The sequence below is a fragment of the Kocuria sp. LHG3120 genome, assembly GCF_049897445.1.
Classification (GTDB): Bacteria; Actinomycetota; Actinomycetes; order Actinomycetales; family Micrococcaceae; genus Kocuria; species Kocuria rosea.
Genome location: NZ_JAFCWG010000008.1, coordinates 1 through 15,268 on the forward strand (window position 1 = coordinate 1; position 15,268 = coordinate 15,268).

17 protein-coding genes and 1 pseudogene are annotated in these 15,268 nt (G+C 75.0%); 14 read left to right on the forward strand and 4 right to left on the reverse strand.

Annotated elements, in window-relative coordinates:
• The 4 genes and pseudogenes from narY to ACP7CD_RS15095 form a co-directional block, all read left to right on the forward strand.
• Positions 1 to 678, forward strand: a pseudogene (gene narY / locus ACP7CD_RS15080) (nitrate reductase subunit beta); the annotation flags it as partial.
• Positions 675 to 1,367 (forward strand): nitrate reductase molybdenum cofactor assembly chaperone, encoded by a 693-nt coding sequence (gene narJ, locus ACP7CD_RS15085; protein ID WP_095651028.1) that lies wholly within the window; start codon positions 675 to 677, stop codon positions 1,365 to 1,367. The pseudogene narY and the gene narJ, both read left to right, overlap by 4 nt.
• The gene (narI, locus tag ACP7CD_RS15090) at positions 1,364 to 2,224 is read left to right on the forward strand and encodes a respiratory nitrate reductase subunit gamma (RefSeq protein ID WP_017832127.1); all 861 of its coding nucleotides are present in this window, start codon (positions 1,364 to 1,366) and stop codon (positions 2,222 to 2,224) included. Before narJ ends, narI begins: the two co-directional genes overlap by 4 nt.
• Before the next feature lie 24 nt (positions 2,225 to 2,248).
• Positions 2,249 to 3,496 (forward strand): MFS transporter, encoded by a 1,248-nt coding sequence (locus ACP7CD_RS15095; protein ID WP_426120547.1) that lies wholly within the window; start codon positions 2,249 to 2,251, stop codon positions 3,494 to 3,496.
• Between the two features lie 95 nt (positions 3,497 to 3,591).
• On the opposite strand, the gene ACP7CD_RS15100 is transcribed toward ACP7CD_RS15095, so the two are convergent.
• Complete coding sequence (locus tag ACP7CD_RS15100) at positions 3,592 to 4,059, reverse strand: pyridoxamine 5'-phosphate oxidase family protein (protein ID WP_017832125.1); 468 nt, start codon at positions 4,057 to 4,059, stop codon at positions 3,592 to 3,594.
• 82 nt (positions 4,060 to 4,141) lie between these two features.
• Positions 4,142 to 5,350, reverse strand: a complete 1,209-nt coding sequence (locus tag ACP7CD_RS15105) for a globin domain-containing protein (protein ID WP_035925871.1) — start codon at positions 5,348 to 5,350, stop codon at positions 4,142 to 4,144.
• Between the two features lie 170 nt (positions 5,351 to 5,520).
• On the opposite strand from ACP7CD_RS15105, the gene moaC reads away from it, so the two are divergent.
• The 8 genes from moaC to ACP7CD_RS15145 all read left to right on the forward strand — a co-directional run bounded on the left by moaC (position 5,521) and on the right by ACP7CD_RS15145 (position 11,994).
• A complete protein-coding gene (gene moaC / locus ACP7CD_RS15110; protein ID WP_426120549.1) occupies positions 5,521 to 6,018 on the forward strand; it encodes a cyclic pyranopterin monophosphate synthase MoaC in 498 nt (165 codons plus the stop codon).
• Entirely contained in the window at positions 6,015 to 6,554 is a 540-nt protein-coding gene (locus ACP7CD_RS15115; protein ID WP_035925874.1) for a MogA/MoaB family molybdenum cofactor biosynthesis protein, read from the forward strand. Before moaC ends, ACP7CD_RS15115 begins: the two co-directional genes overlap by 4 nt.
• Positions 6,551 to 7,003, forward strand: coding sequence for a molybdenum cofactor biosynthesis protein MoaE (locus tag ACP7CD_RS15120; protein WP_035925876.1), 453 nt, complete (start codon positions 6,551 to 6,553; stop codon positions 7,001 to 7,003). The genes ACP7CD_RS15115 and ACP7CD_RS15120 overlap by 4 nt, the downstream gene beginning before the upstream one ends.
• 5 nt (positions 7,004 to 7,008) lie before the next feature.
• On the forward strand, positions 7,009 to 8,181 hold the full coding sequence (moeB, locus tag ACP7CD_RS15125) for a molybdopterin-synthase adenylyltransferase MoeB (protein ID WP_126349823.1): 1,173 nt from the start codon (positions 7,009 to 7,011) through the stop codon (positions 8,179 to 8,181).
• A 123-nt stretch (positions 8,182 to 8,304) separates the two neighbouring features.
• On the forward strand, positions 8,305 to 9,366 hold the full coding sequence (locus ACP7CD_RS15130) for an acyl-CoA dehydrogenase family protein (RefSeq protein WP_095651031.1): 1,062 nt from the start codon (positions 8,305 to 8,307) through the stop codon (positions 9,364 to 9,366).
• Complete coding sequence (locus ACP7CD_RS15135) at positions 9,360 to 10,721, forward strand: PIG-L family deacetylase (protein WP_426120550.1); 1,362 nt, start codon at positions 9,360 to 9,362, stop codon at positions 10,719 to 10,721. Before ACP7CD_RS15130 ends, ACP7CD_RS15135 begins: the two co-directional genes overlap by 7 nt.
• On the forward strand, positions 10,715 to 11,428 hold the full coding sequence (locus tag ACP7CD_RS15140; protein ID WP_426120551.1) for a glycosyltransferase: 714 nt from the start codon (positions 10,715 to 10,717) through the stop codon (positions 11,426 to 11,428). Before ACP7CD_RS15135 ends, ACP7CD_RS15140 begins: the two co-directional genes overlap by 7 nt.
• A gap of 107 nt (positions 11,429 to 11,535) precedes the next feature.
• On the forward strand, positions 11,536 to 11,994 hold the full coding sequence (locus ACP7CD_RS15145; protein WP_017832116.1) for an SRPBCC family protein: 459 nt from the start codon (positions 11,536 to 11,538) through the stop codon (positions 11,992 to 11,994).
• A gap of 68 nt (positions 11,995 to 12,062) precedes the next feature.
• On the opposite strand, the gene ACP7CD_RS15150 is transcribed toward ACP7CD_RS15145, so the two are convergent.
• On the reverse strand, positions 12,063 to 12,482 hold the full coding sequence (locus ACP7CD_RS15150) for a VOC family protein (protein ID WP_426120553.1): 420 nt from the start codon (positions 12,480 to 12,482) through the stop codon (positions 12,063 to 12,065).
• Between the two features lie 173 nt (positions 12,483 to 12,655).
• Here ACP7CD_RS15150 and ACP7CD_RS15155 point away from each other — a divergent pair, with 173 nt between their 5' ends.
• Complete coding sequence (locus ACP7CD_RS15155; protein ID WP_336649971.1) at positions 12,656 to 13,585, forward strand: NADP-dependent oxidoreductase; 930 nt, start codon at positions 12,656 to 12,658, stop codon at positions 13,583 to 13,585.
• 24 nt (positions 13,586 to 13,609) lie between these two features.
• On the opposite strand, the gene ACP7CD_RS15160 is transcribed toward ACP7CD_RS15155, so the two are convergent.
• Positions 13,610 to 14,281 (reverse strand): hypothetical protein, encoded by a 672-nt coding sequence (locus ACP7CD_RS15160; protein WP_336649970.1) that lies wholly within the window; start codon positions 14,279 to 14,281, stop codon positions 13,610 to 13,612.
• A 172-nt stretch (positions 14,282 to 14,453) separates the two neighbouring features.
• Between ACP7CD_RS15160 and ACP7CD_RS15165 the strand changes: the two genes are divergently transcribed.
• On the forward strand, positions 14,454 to 15,263 hold the full coding sequence (locus tag ACP7CD_RS15165; protein ID WP_017832112.1) for an SDR family oxidoreductase: 810 nt from the start codon (positions 14,454 to 14,456) through the stop codon (positions 15,261 to 15,263).
• Positions 15,264 to 15,268: the final 5 nt, after the last annotated feature.

Consider the following 15,268-nt stretch of genomic DNA (forward strand, 5'->3'; position numbering starts at 1 on the left):
TACACCCTGGCCAAAGAGCTGCGGGTGGCCCTGCCCCTGCACCCCGAGTACCGCACGATGCCCATGGTCTGGTACGTCCCGCCACTGTCGCCGGTCGTGGACCTGCTCAAGGACCAGGGGCACGACGGCGAGGACGCGGGCAACCTGTTCGGCGCCATCGACTCGCTGCGCATCCCGGTGGAGTACCTCGCCGAGCTGTTCACGGCCGGGGACACGCAGATCGTCACGGACGTGCTGCGCAAGCTCGCGGCCATGCGCTCCTACATGCGGGACATCGCCCTCGGGGACGCCCCGGACGAGTCGATCGCCGAGGGCGTCGGGATGACCGGCTCCGAGATCCAGAAGATGTACCGGCTCATGGCCATCGCCAAGTACGACGAGCGCTACGTCATCCCCTCCGCCCATCTGGAGGACGCCCACAACCTCGAGGAGATCGGCTGCTCCCTCGACGTGGACGGAGGGCCCGGGATGGGCCAGACCGGCGTCTTCGGCGAGGCCTCCGGGCGCCCCACGCCCGTGGCCGTGGAGAACTTCAACGCCCTGCGGGCGCGACAGACCGGCGAGTCCGCCACCTCGGAGCAGCAGATGGCCGGGCGCGTGAACCTGCTCAACTGGGACGGCCGAGGGGCGCCCGCGGGGCTGTTCCCGCCGCGCTCCGAGGACGGGGACCGGCCGTGAGCCTGCTGGAGAGGCTGCTGGGCAAGGCCGGCAGGGGAACTCTCGACCCCGGGCGCTGCACGGACCGGCACCCGCGGCGCAGCGCGGTGGCCCGGCAGGCCGCCGCCGTGCTGCTCGGCTATCCCGACCACGAGCTCCTGGTCATGCTGCCCGTCCTGCGGGAAGCCCTCGAGGAGGTGGGCGCGCCCGTGCCCGAGGACCTCCTCGACTGGCTGCGCGCCCGCCCGCTCGACCAGGTGCAGGCCGACTACGTCCAGGAGTTCGACCTCTCCCGGCGGCACAGCCTGCACCTGACCTACTGGACCGACGGGGACACCCGGCGGCGGGGCGAGGCGCTCGCCGCCTTCAAGGAGGTCTACCGCTCCCACGGCGCGCAGCTGGACGGGGCCGAGCTGCCGGACTACCTGCCGCTCGTGCTCGAGTTCGCCGCGAAGGTCTCCCCTGAGGACGGCTACGAGCTGCTCCAGCGCTACCGGCCGTCCCTCGAGCTGCTGCGGCTGGCGCTGCGCGACGACGGCCTGCCGTACCACGGCGTCGTCGCCCTCGTGTGCTCCACCCTGCCCGGGGTCTCCCCGGAGGACCGGGACGCCGCCCTGCGGATGGCCGGCTACGGTCCGCCCACGGAGTCCGTGGGCCTCGACCCGTACGACCCCCGGCTGCTGCCCGTCACCGAAAGGAACAGCGCATGACCGCCACCGCCGCGAGCCTGCTCGCGCCCGGGACCTCCCTCCCCCTCGAGGCGGCGGCCCCGGCCGCCGCCTCCGTGGGGGTCGGCGACATCCTGCTCTGGGGCGTGCTGCCCTACGTCGTGCTGGCGGTCGTGATCGGCGGCACCGTCTGGCGGTACCGGTACGACCAGTTCGGGTGGACCACCCGGTCCTCGCAGCTCTACGAGTCCCGCATCCTGCGCATCGCCTCCCCGCTGTTCCACTTCGGCATCCTCGCCGTGCTCGCGGGCCACGTCATGGGTCTGATCATCCCGAAGACCTGGACCGAGGCCGTGGGGGTCACCGAGGGGATGTACCACTTCCTGGCCCTGAGCATCGGGCTCGTGGCCGGCGTGGGCACGCTGCTCGGGATCATCATGCTCATCTGGCGCCGGCGCACCACCGGACCCGTGTTCATGGCGACCACCAAGAACGACAAGTTCATGTACGTCATGCTCGTGGCCGCGCTGCTCACGGGGCTGGGCACCACCCTCATCTCGGTGTTCGACCACTCCGTGCCCGACTACCGCCAGACGGTCTCCCCGTGGTTCCGCTCGATCTGGATCCTGCAGCCGGACGTCGCCGCGATGACGGCCGCCGGGATCTCCTTCAAGGTGCACGCCCTGTGGGCCATGGGGCTCTTCGCCGTCTGGCCGTTCACCCGCCTGGTGCACGCGTTCACCGCCCCCGTGCACTACCTGTTCCGGCCGTACATCGTCTACCGCTCCCGGGACCACCGGTCCACAGGGTCCGTGCCGGTGCGCCGCGGCTGGGACCCCGTCGGGACCCAGGACCGGGACAGGAGCGCCCACCGCAACCGCGCCGGCACCCGCCGCTGACCAGCCCCATCTGCGAGGACCGCCATGTCATCTTCGTCGTCGTCCGCCGCCTCCCCGGGCACCGCGGCCCCGGACCTGCGCTCCGGCCAGCTGCGGAACCTGCTCCTCGCCACGCTGGCGTCCACCGCGGGCTTCTGGGCCTGGACCATCGTGGGCCCGCTGTCCAGGCGCTACGCGGAGCAGATGGAACTCAGCTCCTCGCAGACCGCGCTGCTCGTGGCGATGCCGATCTTCGTCGGCTCCATCGCCCGGGTGCCCGTCGGCGCCCTGACGGACCGCTTCGGCGGGCGGGTGATGTTCACGGCGATCCTCGCCCTGACCACCCCGCTGGTGCTGCTCACCGCCCTCGTGGGTCAGCTGGGCAACTTCGGGCTCCTGCTGGTCGTCGCGTTCTTCCTCGGCATCGCCGGCACGGTCTTCGCCATCGGCATCCCGTTCTGCTCCGCGTGGTACGAGTCCCACCGCAAGGGCTTCGCCACCGGCGTGTTCGGCGCGGGCATGGCCGGCACCGCGGTCTCCGCGTTCGTCACCCCGCGCCTGGTCGCGGGCATCGGGTACCTGGGCGCCCACGCGGTCATCGCCGCGATCGTCGCGGCCATGGCCGTGGTCTGCTGGCTCGGGCTGCGCGAGTCCCCGGTCCGCGCCGGCGCCGTGCCGCAGCCGGTGCTGCCCCGGATCAGGCACGCCTTCACCCTGCGGGTGACCTGGCAGCTGTGCTTCCTCTACGGCGTGGTCTTCGGCGCGTTCGTGGCGTTCTCCAACTACCTGCCCACCTACCTGAACACCGTCTACGGCTTCGACGCCACCGCGGCCGGGACCCGCACCGCCGGCTTCGCCCTCGCCGCGGTGGTCGCCCGCCCGGTCGGCGGGATCCTCGCCGACCGCCTCGGCCCGAAGATCGTCACGATCACCTCGCTCGTCGGCACGGCGGTCCTCGCGATGGTCGTGGCGCTGCAGCCGATCCAGGAGGTGGCCTACGGCGCCACGTTCCTGGCCATGGCGGTGTTCCTCGGCCTGGGCACCGGCGGCGTGTTCGGGTGGGTGGGACGCGCCGCCCCGGCGAAGGACGTGGGCACGATCGGCGGAATCATCGCGGCCGCCGGCGGCCTGGGCGGCTACTTCCCGCCGCTCGTGATGGGCGCCACCTACGACGCCGAGAACAACAGCTACTTCGTGGGGCTGACCCTGCTGGCCGTGTTCGCGGTGGCCGCCCTGGTGCTCACCTTCACCGTGCGCAACGGGGGCAAGGACGACGAGCGGGCCCGGACCTGACCGCCGTCCGGGCGCCGGACGCGCGGCCCGGACCGCAGCCGGCGGTCAGCTCGGGAGCGGGGCGGCCCGGCAGAGGAGCACGTCCCGGCGCAGGCTCACTCGTCGGGGGAGCGCCGCACCCCCGACAGCGGGGTGCGCCACACCTCCGGGTCCGCGACCGGGAACCGGCGGCCGGTCACGAGGGACGGCACGACCCGGACGAAGATGCCCTTGCGCCCCGCCTGCCACGGGAACAGCGGGAGGTCGAGGGTGTCCGTGAGCTCCTGGACCTGCTGGATGCGCTCGGCGCGGCCCTTGACCACCACGCTCCACGCCTTCCCGGCGGGCTCGTCGTACCCGTCGATCTCCACCGCCACGGGGACGTCGGTGAGGGCCCCGGCGACCTTCGTCCCCTCGGCCGAGCGGAAGACGAGGGTCCCGTGGTCCACCACGAAGTTGATCGGGAAGATGTCCGGGTGGTCCTCCACCCACACGGCGAGGCGGCCGACGCCCGCATCCCGGAGCAGGTCCCAGCAGCTGTTGACCGCCAGCTCCTCCACGTGGTTGCCGTGCGTGTCCGTCATCGTGTCCTCCGTCGTCGTCGTCCGGCCCTCGGGCCGTGTCCTGGTCCTGCCCCGGTCGTTCTCCCGGGGCCTGCACGGCCGGTCACTCGAAGTCGGCGAGCCAGAGGTCCGGGCCGAACACCTCGTACTGGATGTCCCGGGGCGGGACTCCGCGGGCGACGAGCGCGCTGCGCACGGCCTGCATGAAGGGGAGCGGCCCGCACAGGTAGTACTGCGCGTCGTGCGGCAGCTCCACGGCGCGCAGGTCCATGAACCCCTCGTACTCGTTCTCGGCGCGCTCGCCGGCCGCCCGCGGCTGCTCGAACCAGGCCTTCAGGGAGCCGTCCTCCAGGGCGGCGAGGTCCTCCTCGATCTGCCCGCGCAGCGCGAACGTCTCCGGGGAGGCGTCCGCGTGCAGGAACTGCACGGTGCGCTGGGAGCCGTCCTTCACCAGGTGCGAGAGCATGCCCGCCATCGGCGTGACGCCGATGCCCGCGCTGGCCAGCACCAGCGGCCGGTCCGAGTACTCCAGGACCACGTCGCCGGAGGGCACCGAGAGCACCACCTCGTCCCCCACCTGCACCGTCTCGTGCAGGAGGGTGGACATCTCGCCGGCCGGCGTGCCGTTGCCGCGCACCCGCTTCACCGCGAAGCGCCGGTGCTGTCCGTCGTCGGCGCGGGTCAGGCTGTACTGCCGGGGCTGCAGCACCCCGTCGGGCATCTCCATCCTGAGGGTCACGTACTGGCCGGGCAGGGACCGCTTCACCTCCCGCTCGTCGACGCGCTCCACCACGAAGGTCGTGACGTCCTCGGTCTCCGGGATCTTCTCGACCACCCGCCAGGTCCGCCAGACGGTCTCGGGGGAGAGCCGGACCGCCTCGTAGAGGCCGCGCTCCTGGTTGATGAGCACGTTGGCCATCAGCCAGTAGACCTCGTCCCAGGCCGCGGCGACCTCCGGGGTCACGGCGTCGCCCAGGACGTCCACGATGGCCCACATGAGGTTGTCGTGCACGATCTGGTACTGGTCCGGGTGCAGCCCCAGGGACACGTGCTTGTGCGCGATGCGGGACAGCAGGTGGTCCGGGAGCTCGGTCGGCTTGTTCACCAGGTAGCCGGCGAAGGCGGCCACGGACCCGGCCAGCGCCTGCTGCTGCCGGCCGTCCGCCTGGTTGCCGCGGTTGAACAGCCCGTCCAGCAGCTCGGGGTGCTCGCCGAACATGTGCGCGTAGAAACGCCGGGCGATCTCCTGGATGTTCTCCCCGACCACGGGCAGCGTGGCCTTGACGACGGGGTACGAGGTGTCTGACAGCACGGTGGCTCCTTCCGAGTGCCGGCGGCGTCGACGGCGCTCTGGTCGCGTTCCGTCAAGCTAGCACCGCGTCCCGGCACGGGACCAGACATGACGCGGCGGTGCGCGGCGCGGGGGTGGGCCAGAATGGGAGGGACGCACCATCCGGGAGAGCCGAAGGGAACCGAACCGACATGACCGAGCAGCAGCAGAGCCTCACGCACGTCCGGGCGGACGGGTCCGCGCACATGGTGGACGTCTCCGACAAGGCCGTGACCACCCGCGAGGCCACCGCGACGGCCACGCTGCGCACCCGCCCCGACGTCGTCGAGCAGGTCTTCGCCGCGGACCTCCCCAAGGGGGACGCCCTGCCGGTGGCCCGGGTGGCCGGCATCATGGCGGCCAAGCGGACCCCGGAGCTCGTCCCGCTGTGCCACCCGCTGCCGATCAGCAAGGTGACCGTGGACTTCGAGCGGCTGGCGGACGGCGTGCGGATCACCGCGACGGTGCGCACGCGCGGGGTGACCGGCGTGGAGATGGAGGCGCTGACCGCGGCCTCGGTGGCCGCCCTGAGCCTCTACGACATGATCAAGGCCGTGGACAAGCTGGCCGAGATCGACCGGGTCAGGGTGCTCGCGAAGTCCGGCGGCAAGTCCGGGGACTGGGCGCGGACCGACGGGGACGCCGCATGAGGAGCGCCGCCGTCATCGTCGCCTCCACCCGCGCCGCCGCCGGGGTCTACCAGGACCGGAGCGGGCGGATCGCCGCCGACTGGTTCGGCTCCCACGGCTTCGAGGTCGAAGGTCCGTTCGTGGTGGCCGACGGCGAGGACGTGCGCGCCGAGCTGGAGCGGCTGCTCGTGACCCGGGCCCCCGCGGACCGCCCCCGGGTGGTCGTCACCAGCGGCGGGACCGGCCTCGGCCCGGACGACCTCACCCCCGAGATGACCCGGCCCTTCCTCGACCGCGAGCTGCCCGGCATCATGGAGGCACTGTGGGCGGAGGGCCGGAGGACCACCCCCCTGGCGGTGCTCAGCCGCGGGCACGCCGGGGTCAGCGGCGCCACCTTCGTGGTCAACCTCCCCGGCTCCACCGGCGGGGTCTGGGACGGGCTGAAGGTCCTCGAGCCGATCCTCGACCACGTCTGCGACCAGCTCGAGGGCCACCGCGACCGCGGGCACGACGGCCCCCGCCACGACCCCCGACCGCACGAGGAGACCGACCGATGAGCACACCCGGACCGATCCAGGCGGAGACCGCCGTGGTCGGCGCCTTCGTCACCGAGGAGCCCCTGGACCACGCCCGGGCCGTCGAGGCCGTGCAGGACGAGCGCACCGGCGCCGTGGTCTCCTTCAGCGGTGTCATCCGCGACCACGACGGCGGCCGCCCCGTCACCAGCCTCGACTACACCTGCCACCCCGGCGCGGACCGGGCCGTCCAGGACGTGGCCCGCCGGGTCGCCGAGGAGTTCCCCGGGGTGCGGATCTGGGCCGCCCACCGGGTCGGCCACCTGCGCGTGGGGGACTCCGCCCTGGAGGCCGCCGTGGCCGCCGCCCACCGCAAGCTCGCCTTCGCCGCCTGCGACGCGCTCGTGGACCGGATCAAGACCGAGGTGCCCATCTGGAAGGAGCAGCGGTTCGCGGACGGCTCCACCGAGTGGGTCGGACTGGACGCCTGAGCGCCGTGGACCTCTCCCCGCTCGTCGAGCCCGCCGCGGAGCTCACCGACGCCGAGCTGCGCCGCTACGCCCGCCACCTGACCGTCCCCGAGATCGGCGAGGAGGGCCAGCGGCGGCTCAAGAACGCCCGGGTGCTGTGCGTGGGCGCGGGCGGCCTCGGCTCCCCGGCCCTGCTCTACCTCGCCGCCGCGGGCGTCGGGACCCTCGGTGTCGTCGACGACGACGACGTGGACGCCTCCAACCTGCAGCGCCAGGTGATCCATGGCGAGGGGACCCTCGGGGCGCCCAAGACCGCCTCGGCCGCCGCGCGGATCGCCGACCTCAACCCGCTGGTGCGCGTCGTGGAGCACCGCGAGCGGCTCACCGCGGAGAGTGCGGAGGAGGTCCTCGCCGGGTACGACCTCGTCCTGGACGGCACGGACAACTTCGAGACCCGCTACCTCGTCTCCGACGCGTGCGAGCTGGCCGGTGTCCCGCACGTGTGGGGCTCGATCCTGCGCTTCGACGGCCAGTACTCGGTGTTCTGGGGCGCGCACGGGCCCACCTACCGCGACCTCTACCCCGTGCCCCCGGCGCCGGGCACGGTGCCCAGCTGCGCCGAGGCCGGGGTGCTCGGCGTGCTGCCGGGACTGCTGGGCACCGCCATGGCGGTCGAGGCCGTCAAGCTGGTCACCGGGATCGGCACCACGATGCTCGGCCGGGTCGCCACCTACGACGCCCTCTCGGCGCGCTGGTGGGAGATCCCGCTGGTGCCCACGCCGGGCCGCGCGCCCGTGACCACCCTGGCGTCGGCCGGCGACAGCGCCCCCGCCTGCCCGGCGCCCGGCCCGCAGCCGGGAGGCGTCCCCACCGTGACGGCCCCCGAGCTCGCGGAGCTGCTGGCGGCACGGGAGCGCGGCGCCGCGGACTTCGAGCTCGTCGACGTCCGGGAGCCCTACGAGGCCCGGCTCGCGGCGATCCCCGGGGCACGGCTGCTCCCGCTGGACCAGTTCGAGTCCGGGGAGGCCCTCGCCCGGATCGCCCCGGGCCGCCGGGTGCTGCTGCACTGCAAGGCCGGGGCGCGCTCCGAACGGGCCCTGCACCTCCTGCGCGCCGCGGGCCGCACCGACGTCGCGCACCTCGAGGGCGGGGTGCTGGCGTGGATCGAGCAGGTGGACCCGTCCCAGCAGGCCTACTGACCCGGTCCGCCGAGGCCCGCTCGCGGGTCCTCGCCGGAGCGCTGCGGAGGGGGGGGGCGCGAGCGGGCCCGGCGGGCAGGACGTAGGCTGATCGTCTCCCTGCCGCCGACCGATGGACACCGCATGCCCCCGCCGCACCCCCGACCCGCCGCCGGCCCCGGACGCGCCGAGGAGGCCGCGGCGGCCCTGCGCGCCGGCACCCCGGGCGCCCTGGACCAGGCCCTGGGCGTGGCCCGGGCGCTCGGCGAGGAGCTCCCCCTGCCCGGCGCCGGCCGCACCGGACAGCTGTGGCGGCGGCTCGCCGAGCTCGCCCGGCTCGACCTGTCCCTCGCCCGCGTGGTCGAGCCGCACCTGGACGCCCTCGCGATCCTGCACCAGGCAGGACTCGAGGAGCTCGCCGGCCCGCCCGCCGCCTGGGGCGTCTGGGCCGCCGAGGCCCCCGGTCACGAGCTCGTGGCCCGCCACGGGGCCGGCGGGTGGGAGCTCACGGGCACCAAGGCGTGGTGCTCGCTCGCCGCGCACCTCGACCGGGCCGTGGTCACCGCGAGCACCGGCGGAGGCCGCCGCCGGGCCTTCGCCGTGGACCTCGCCCACCCCGGGGTCGTCCCCGGGAGCACCGAGGACTGGCGGCCGGCCGGGCTGCGGGACGTGCCGACCGGCGCCGTGCGGTGCACGGCGGTGCCGGCCGTGCCGGTCGGCGAGGACGGGTGGTACCTGGAGCGCCCCGGCTTCGCCTGGGGCGGGATCGGCGTGGCCGCGTGCTGGTACGGCGGCGCGGCCGGGGTGGCCGACGTCCTGTGGGGAGACGCCGTGCGGCGCCGGGCCCCGGACGTGCGGCCGCTGGACCAGGTGGGCCACGCGGCGCTCGGCGTCGTCGACACCCTCCTGCACTCCGCCCGCACGGCCCTGCGCTCGGCGGCGGAGCAGGTCGACGCCGGCCGGGCCGGCGGGGAGCGCGGCGCGGTCCTGGCCCTGCGCACCCGCCGCGTCGTCGCCCGGACGGCGGAGGCCGTGACCGCGGAGGTCTCGGCCGCCACCGGGCCGGGCCCGCTCACCGGCGCGCCCGAGCACGTCCGCCGGGTGAGCGCCCTGCAGGTGTACGTCCGGCAGGAGCACGCGCAGCGGGACGCCGCGGCACTGGGCCGGGCCCTGCTCGAGGGCGCGGCGGGGGACCGCCCGTGGTGACGTTCGACCACCGGGACCCCGGCACCCCCGAGGCGGTGTGGGCGCGGGCGCCGCGCCTGCACGCCGCGCGCCCGCTCGAGCTCGACGGGATCGACCGCCTCGTGGTCCTCGCCGCCCACCCGGACGACGAGAGCCTCGGCGCGGGCGGCCTGATCTCCCTCGCGGCCCGGGCAGGCGCCCGGGTGCGGGTGGTCGTGGCGACCCTGGGCGAGCAGTCGCACCCGCGCTCGCCGACCCGGACCCCCGCCGACCTCGCCCGGGTGCGCCGGACCGAGGCCTCCGCCGCCACGGACCGGCTCGCCGACGGCGTGGTCCCCGAGCTCCTGGGGCTGCCCGACGGGGCCCTGGCGTCGGCGGGGGAGGCGCTGCGCGCCCCCGTGGCCGAGGCCGCGGCGTGGGCCGCCGCGGGGCGGCGTGGCGTGCTGGCCGCCCCGTGGGGCGACGACGGGCACGTCGACCACGAGGTGCTGGGCCGGGCCGCCCGGGCGGCCGCCTCCGTCCACGGCGTCGAGTGTCTCGAGTACCCCGTCTGGCTGTGGCACTGGGGCGGGCCCGAGGACCTGCCCCCGCACGGGATCCGGGTCCTCGCCCTGGACGCCCCCGCGTGCGCGGCCAAGGAGCAGGCCCTGGCCGCGCACGCCTCGCAGGTCCTGCCGCTGTCCCCGGCCCCGGGCGACGAAGCCCTCCTGGGCCCCCAAGTGCTGGCCCGGTTCCGCCGCCCGGCCGAGCACTTCTTCGTGCTCCCGCCCGCAGGGCAGGCCCGGGACGCCGCCGCCGTGTTCGACGACGTCCACCGCGGCGCCGAGGACCCTTGGGACGTCGACTCATCCTGGTACGAGCGGCGCAAGCGCGCCGTGACCCTCGCCGCGCTGCCGCGCCCCCGGTACCGCCGGGTCCTGGAGGCGGGGTGCTCCCTCGGTGCCCTCACCGCCGAGCTCGCGGGCCGGGCGGAGTCCGTGCTGGCCGTGGACGCGAGCGGGGTCGCGGTCGATCGCGCCCGGCAGCGGCTGGCGGAGCTCCCCGGCGTGCAGGTGGAGCGGCGCCGGCTGCCCGGGCAGTGGCCGCCCGGGCGGTTCGACCTCGTGGTGGTCTCCGAGACCGGCTACTTCCTCGACGCCGCGCAGCTGGGCGGGCTCCTCGACCGCGTGGCCGGGTCCCTCAAGCCGGACGGACACCTCCTGCTGTGCCACTGGCGCCACCCGATCGAGGGCTGGCCCCTCGACGGGGCCGACGTGCACGCCGCCGTGCACGCGGACGCCCGCTTCGGGCCCCTGCTGCGCCACACGGAGCGCGACTTCCTGCTGGAGGTCTTCGAGCCCGTGGGGCCGCGGACCGCCGGCGCGGGCACGTGCTGACCGGGGTGGAGCGGGTGGTCGTGGTGGTGCCGGTCCGGAACGAGGAGCGGCTGCTCGGCCGGTGCCTGGCCACGGTGCAGCACGCCGCCGCCCGGGCGCGGGCGGCCCGGCCCCCGGTGCGGGTGGACGTCGTCGTGGCCCTGGACCGCTGCACCGACGGCAGCGCCCGGATCGCCGCGGCGGCGGGGGCGGACGTCGTCGCCGGGTCCTGGGGCACCGCGGGGGCGGCCCGGGCCGCCGCGGTGGCCGCCGCGGGAGCCGCCGGGGCGCGCACCTGGATCGTGTCGACCGACGCCGACAGTGCGGTGCCCGCGCACTGGCTCACCGGCCACCTGGACGCCGCCGGGCGCGGGGCGGAGCTGCTCCTGGGCACCGTGGAACCCGACCCCGGGGACCTGGCCGCGGGTCTCCTGGCGCGCTGGCACGCCCGGCACCGGCTGGAGGAGGGGCACCCCCACGTTCACGCGGCGAACCTGGGCGTGCGCGCCGACGTGTACGCCGCGTGCGGGGGCTTCCCGCCCCTGCCGCACGGCGAGGACGTCGGACTGGCGGAGGCGGCGCGGGCGCGCGGTCACCGGGTGCTCGCCACGGACCGGGTGCGGGTGCTGACCTCGGGCCGGAGCACCGGCCGGGTCGACCGGGGCTTCGCGGGCTATCTGCGGGCACTGGCGGGGGAGCCGCAGGGCCTCGGCGCGGAGCCGGGCTGAGCGCACGGGCCGGGCCCCGGCTACGCGGGGAGCGGACAGCCCTGGCCAGGGACCGGTCCCGTCTGCCTACGGTGGGGCCGTACCGTTGCCGACGAGAGGAACCACCCGTGTCCGAGAACAGCCTGTCCGCCAGCCGCGTCATCGACGCCCCCGCCGACGCCATATTCGACGTCCTCAGCCTGCCCTCGCGCCACCGGCAGATCGACGGCTCCGGCACGGTCGTCTCCGGCGACGACCAGCGCATCCAGAAGGTCGGCCAGGTGTTCGTGATGAACATGAACGGCGAGCACATGGGCGGCGACTACGTCATGGAGAACACCGTCTCCGGCTACGACGAGAACAAGCTCCTCGCCTGGAAGCCCAAGCCGCAGGGCGCCGAGCTGGAGGGCTGGGAGTGGATCTGGGAGCTCGAGCCCCAGGGCCCCGGCGCCACGCTGGTCACCGAGACCTACTCGTGGGAGCACGCGACCCCGGAGGCCAAGAAGGCCGTGTCCTTCCCGCTCTTCGAGGAAGGCGCCCTGGAGCACTCCCTCGAGCGGCTCGCGGCGGCCGTCTCCGAGAAGTGAGCATCTGAGCCGCCGAGACGGGACGGAGCCCGGTCACCCGTGGTGACCGGGCTCCGCCGTGCCCGCGGTCACCGCCGGCGGGCGGCGCGGACGGAGGCCGCCGCGGGATCGACCCACAGGATCTCCCACTGGTGGCCGTCGGGGTCCCGGAAGCAGCGCGAGCGCAGGAAGCCGTAGTCCTGGGCGTCGCCCTCCGTCCCGCCGGCGCGGACGGCGCGGTCGACGATGACGTCGATCTCGTCCGGGGAGTCGACGCTGAGCGCGTTGACGACGGAGGCGTCGGCCGGGGTGCCGGGGGTCCCGGGCCCCACCAGGCGCAGGTGGCGGTCCTCGCTCAGGACCATGACGTGCTCGTCCTCGCGGATCTCGACGGTCCCGGCGCCGGAGCCCTCGAACGCGGGGTGCAGCCGCCAGCCGAGACAGGAGTAGAACCGTTTCGATCGCTCCAGGTCCGAGACGGGAAGGGTGATGAAGTCTGTCGGTGCCATGGTGCTCCCCTTCGTGGTGCGGCGGGACCCGCCCTCAGCATGGCCCCGGACCGGCGGGGCCGCAACGGTGTGACGGGATCCTCGCCCGCATGTCAGGACGGCATCGGAACGGCATCGTCACGGCATCGGCGCGGGGCCGGAATGGGCGCGGGCGCCCCGGGGTTGGAACGGGCATGCGAGTCATCGGAGTCGAGACGTTCGGAGGGCCCGAGGTCCTCGCCGTCCACGAGGTGCCGGATCCCCACCCCGGCCCCGGAGAGGTGCGGATCCGGGTCAGGGCGGCCGCCGTCAGCCCCACGGACACCCTGCTGCGCGCGGGCGGTCAGCCCGTGGAGCACCTGCGGCCGCCGTACGTGCCGGGGATGGACGCGGCCGGGGTCGTCGACGAGGTGGGGGAGGGCAGCGCCTGGCGCGTGGGGGACGCGGTCATGGCCATCGCCCTGCCGCGCGGGGAGCACGGGGGCGCCTACGCGGAACTCCTGGTCGCCCCCGACGACTCGATCGCCCGCCTCCCGGCGGACACGGACTTCGCCACGGCCGCCACGCTGCCCATGAACGGGCTCACGGCCCTGCAGGTCCTCGAGGTGCTGGACCTCCAGCCCGAGCAGACCCTTGCCGTCACCGGGGCCGCCGGGACCCTCGGCAACTACGTGGTGGAGCTCGCCAAGCACGAGGGCCTCACCGTGATCGCGGACGCCGCGGAGCAGGATCTGGAGCTCGTCGACAGCCTCGGCGCCGACCACGTGGTGGCGCGCGGGGACGACGTCGCCGAGCGGATCCGGGAGTTCTTCCCCGACGGGGTCGACGCCCTCGTGGACGCCGCCGTGCTGAACGAGAAGGCGGCCCCTGCCGTCCGGGACGGCGGAGGGTTCGCGGCCGTGCGGCACTGGACGGGGGACCCGGGCCGGGGGATCACCGTGCACCGGATCAGCGTGCCCCAGGAGTACCACTCGGGCGCGAAGCTGGACCGGCTGCGCCGGTACGTGGAGGAGGGGGTGCTCTCCCTGCGCGTGGCAGCCGTCCTGCCCGCCGCGGACGCCGCCGAGGCGCACCGCCGGCTCGAGGCCGGGGGCGTGCGGGGGCGGCTCGTCCTCGAGTTCTGACCCGCCCCGGTCCCGGAAGCGGTCCTAGAAGTGCGAGCGGTACTGGTGGTCGATGCCGGCCTGGTCCACCTTCCGGTGGAAGCGCATCCCGGCGAGGCCACCGAGGACCGCCGCGAGCAGCGGGATCAGGACGGCGACCACCAGGGCGATGATGCCGCCCGTGGTCAGGGCGCCCTCGCCGATGGGGATGCGGGGGAAGCTGTTGAGCTCGCGCAGCACGTTGAACTGTTCGCCCGCCACCGCGCCCAGGACCGCCAGGACGATCGCGATGAGGACCGCCCACACCCACACGGCCACCCCCTGCTTCGCGCCGTCGAACCGGGCCATCCGCCCGGCCACGTAGCCCCCGGCGAAGTAGGCGACGAAGAGGACCAGGGCCAGGGCGATGCCGCTGACGAGGCCCACGGTGCCGGCGTCCTGCGCCACCTGCTCCGCGATCTCGCCCGGGTCCGTGCTGGTCGCCACCCCCACGCCCGCGCCGATCGCGCCGAGCAGGGCGGTGAGCAGCACGGCGATGCCCGTGGCGGTCATCCAACCGAAGAACGCGGAGCCGAACTTCACGCCCCCGAACTCCCGCTTCTCCGCGGCGACCACCTCCTGCCGCCGCCCCCGCGGGGTGGAGGCGCCCGGCCGGTCCTTCCCGGGCTCCCGGGGATCCTCCGGGACGGTCGATCCTGACGGGTCCTGGTGTGCCATGACGCTCTCCTCGTCTCCGACCATCAGCTTGCTCAAGAGCTTCCTCTCCTCGGTCGCGGTCCGCAACGGCTCCGGCCGGGGGTGTGCGCCGCGTCACCGCCGGGAATAGGCTGGTGCCCCCGGGCCGTCCCGCACGGCGGTCCGCGCTCTGCACGGAGGGAAGGCGACGACCATGGAGCACGCTCCCGACTTCGAGCCCCGCACGGCCGTGGTGACCGGCTCCGACTCCGGCATCGGGCGTGCGACCGCCGTGGCGCTCGCGGCGGCCGGCATGGACGTGGGGATCACCTGGCACCGGGACGAGGAGGGTGCCGAGCGGACGGCGGAGGAGGTCCGGTCCTACGACCGCCGGGCCGTGGTGGCGCGGCTGGACACCACGGAGCTGGAGCGCTGCGGCGCCGTCGTCGACGGCCTCGTAGAGGGCCTGGGCGGCCTGGACGTGTTCGTGCACAACTCGGGCACGGGGGCGAACGTCCCGTTCCTGGAGACGTCCCTGGGCACGTGGCGCAAGGTGCTCGCCACCGATCTCGACGGCGCGTTCGTGTGCCTCCAGGCGGCGGCGCGGCATCTGGTGGCCGCCGGGCGGGGCGGGCGGCTGATCGCCGTCACGAGCGTCCACGAGCACGTGCCCCGGGTCGGCTCGAGCGCCTACGACGCCGCCAAGCACGGCCTCGGCGGACTCGTGAAGACCATCGCGCTCGAGCTGGGGGAGCACGGGATCACCGCGAACTCGGTGGCCCCGGGGGAGATCGCCACCCCCATGACGGGGCAGGAGGACGAGAACCCGCGGGCCGCCCACCGTCCCGGCGTGCCGCTGGGCCGGCCCGGGGACGCCCGCGAGGTCGCCGCGGTCATCGCGTTCCTCGCGTCCCCGGCCTCCGCCTACGTCACCGGGGCGTCCTGGGTCGTCGACGGCGGCATGGTGCAGATGGGACCGCAGGCGGGCTCGCACCTGACGAGCGACGAGTGGCGGAAGGGGTAGCCGCT

Bases quoted from the DNA above. Each gene is read 5' to 3' on its own strand.
- narI (WP_017832127.1), top strand. From the start codon at position 1,364: ATGACCGCCACCGCCGCGAGCCTGCTCGCGCCCGGGACCTCCCTCCCC.
- ACP7CD_RS15095 (WP_426120547.1), top strand. From the start codon at position 2,249: ATGTCATCTTCGTCGTCGTCCGCCGCCTCCCCGGGCACCGCGGCCCCG.
- ACP7CD_RS15100 (WP_017832125.1), bottom strand. From the start codon at position 4,059: ATGACGGACACGCACGGCAACCACGTGGAGGAGCTGGCGGTCAACAGC.
- moaC (WP_426120549.1), top strand. From the start codon at position 5,521: ATGACCGAGCAGCAGCAGAGCCTCACGCACGTCCGGGCGGACGGGTCC.
- ACP7CD_RS15115 (WP_035925874.1), top strand. From the start codon at position 6,015: ATGAGGAGCGCCGCCGTCATCGTCGCCTCCACCCGCGCCGCCGCCGGG.
- ACP7CD_RS15120 (WP_035925876.1), top strand. From the start codon at position 6,551: ATGAGCACACCCGGACCGATCCAGGCGGAGACCGCCGTGGTCGGCGCC.
- ACP7CD_RS15130 (WP_095651031.1), top strand. From the start codon at position 8,305: ATGCCCCCGCCGCACCCCCGACCCGCCGCCGGCCCCGGACGCGCCGAG.
- ACP7CD_RS15150 (WP_426120553.1), bottom strand. From the start codon at position 12,482: ATGGCACCGACAGACTTCATCACCCTTCCCGTCTCGGACCTGGAGCGA.
- ACP7CD_RS15155 (WP_336649971.1), top strand. From the start codon at position 12,656: ATGCGAGTCATCGGAGTCGAGACGTTCGGAGGGCCCGAGGTCCTCGCC.
- ACP7CD_RS15160 (WP_336649970.1), bottom strand. From the start codon at position 14,281: ATGGCACACCAGGACCCGTCAGGATCGACCGTCCCGGAGGATCCCCGG.
- ACP7CD_RS15165 (WP_017832112.1), top strand. From the start codon at position 14,454: ATGGAGCACGCTCCCGACTTCGAGCCCCGCACGGCCGTGGTGACCGGC.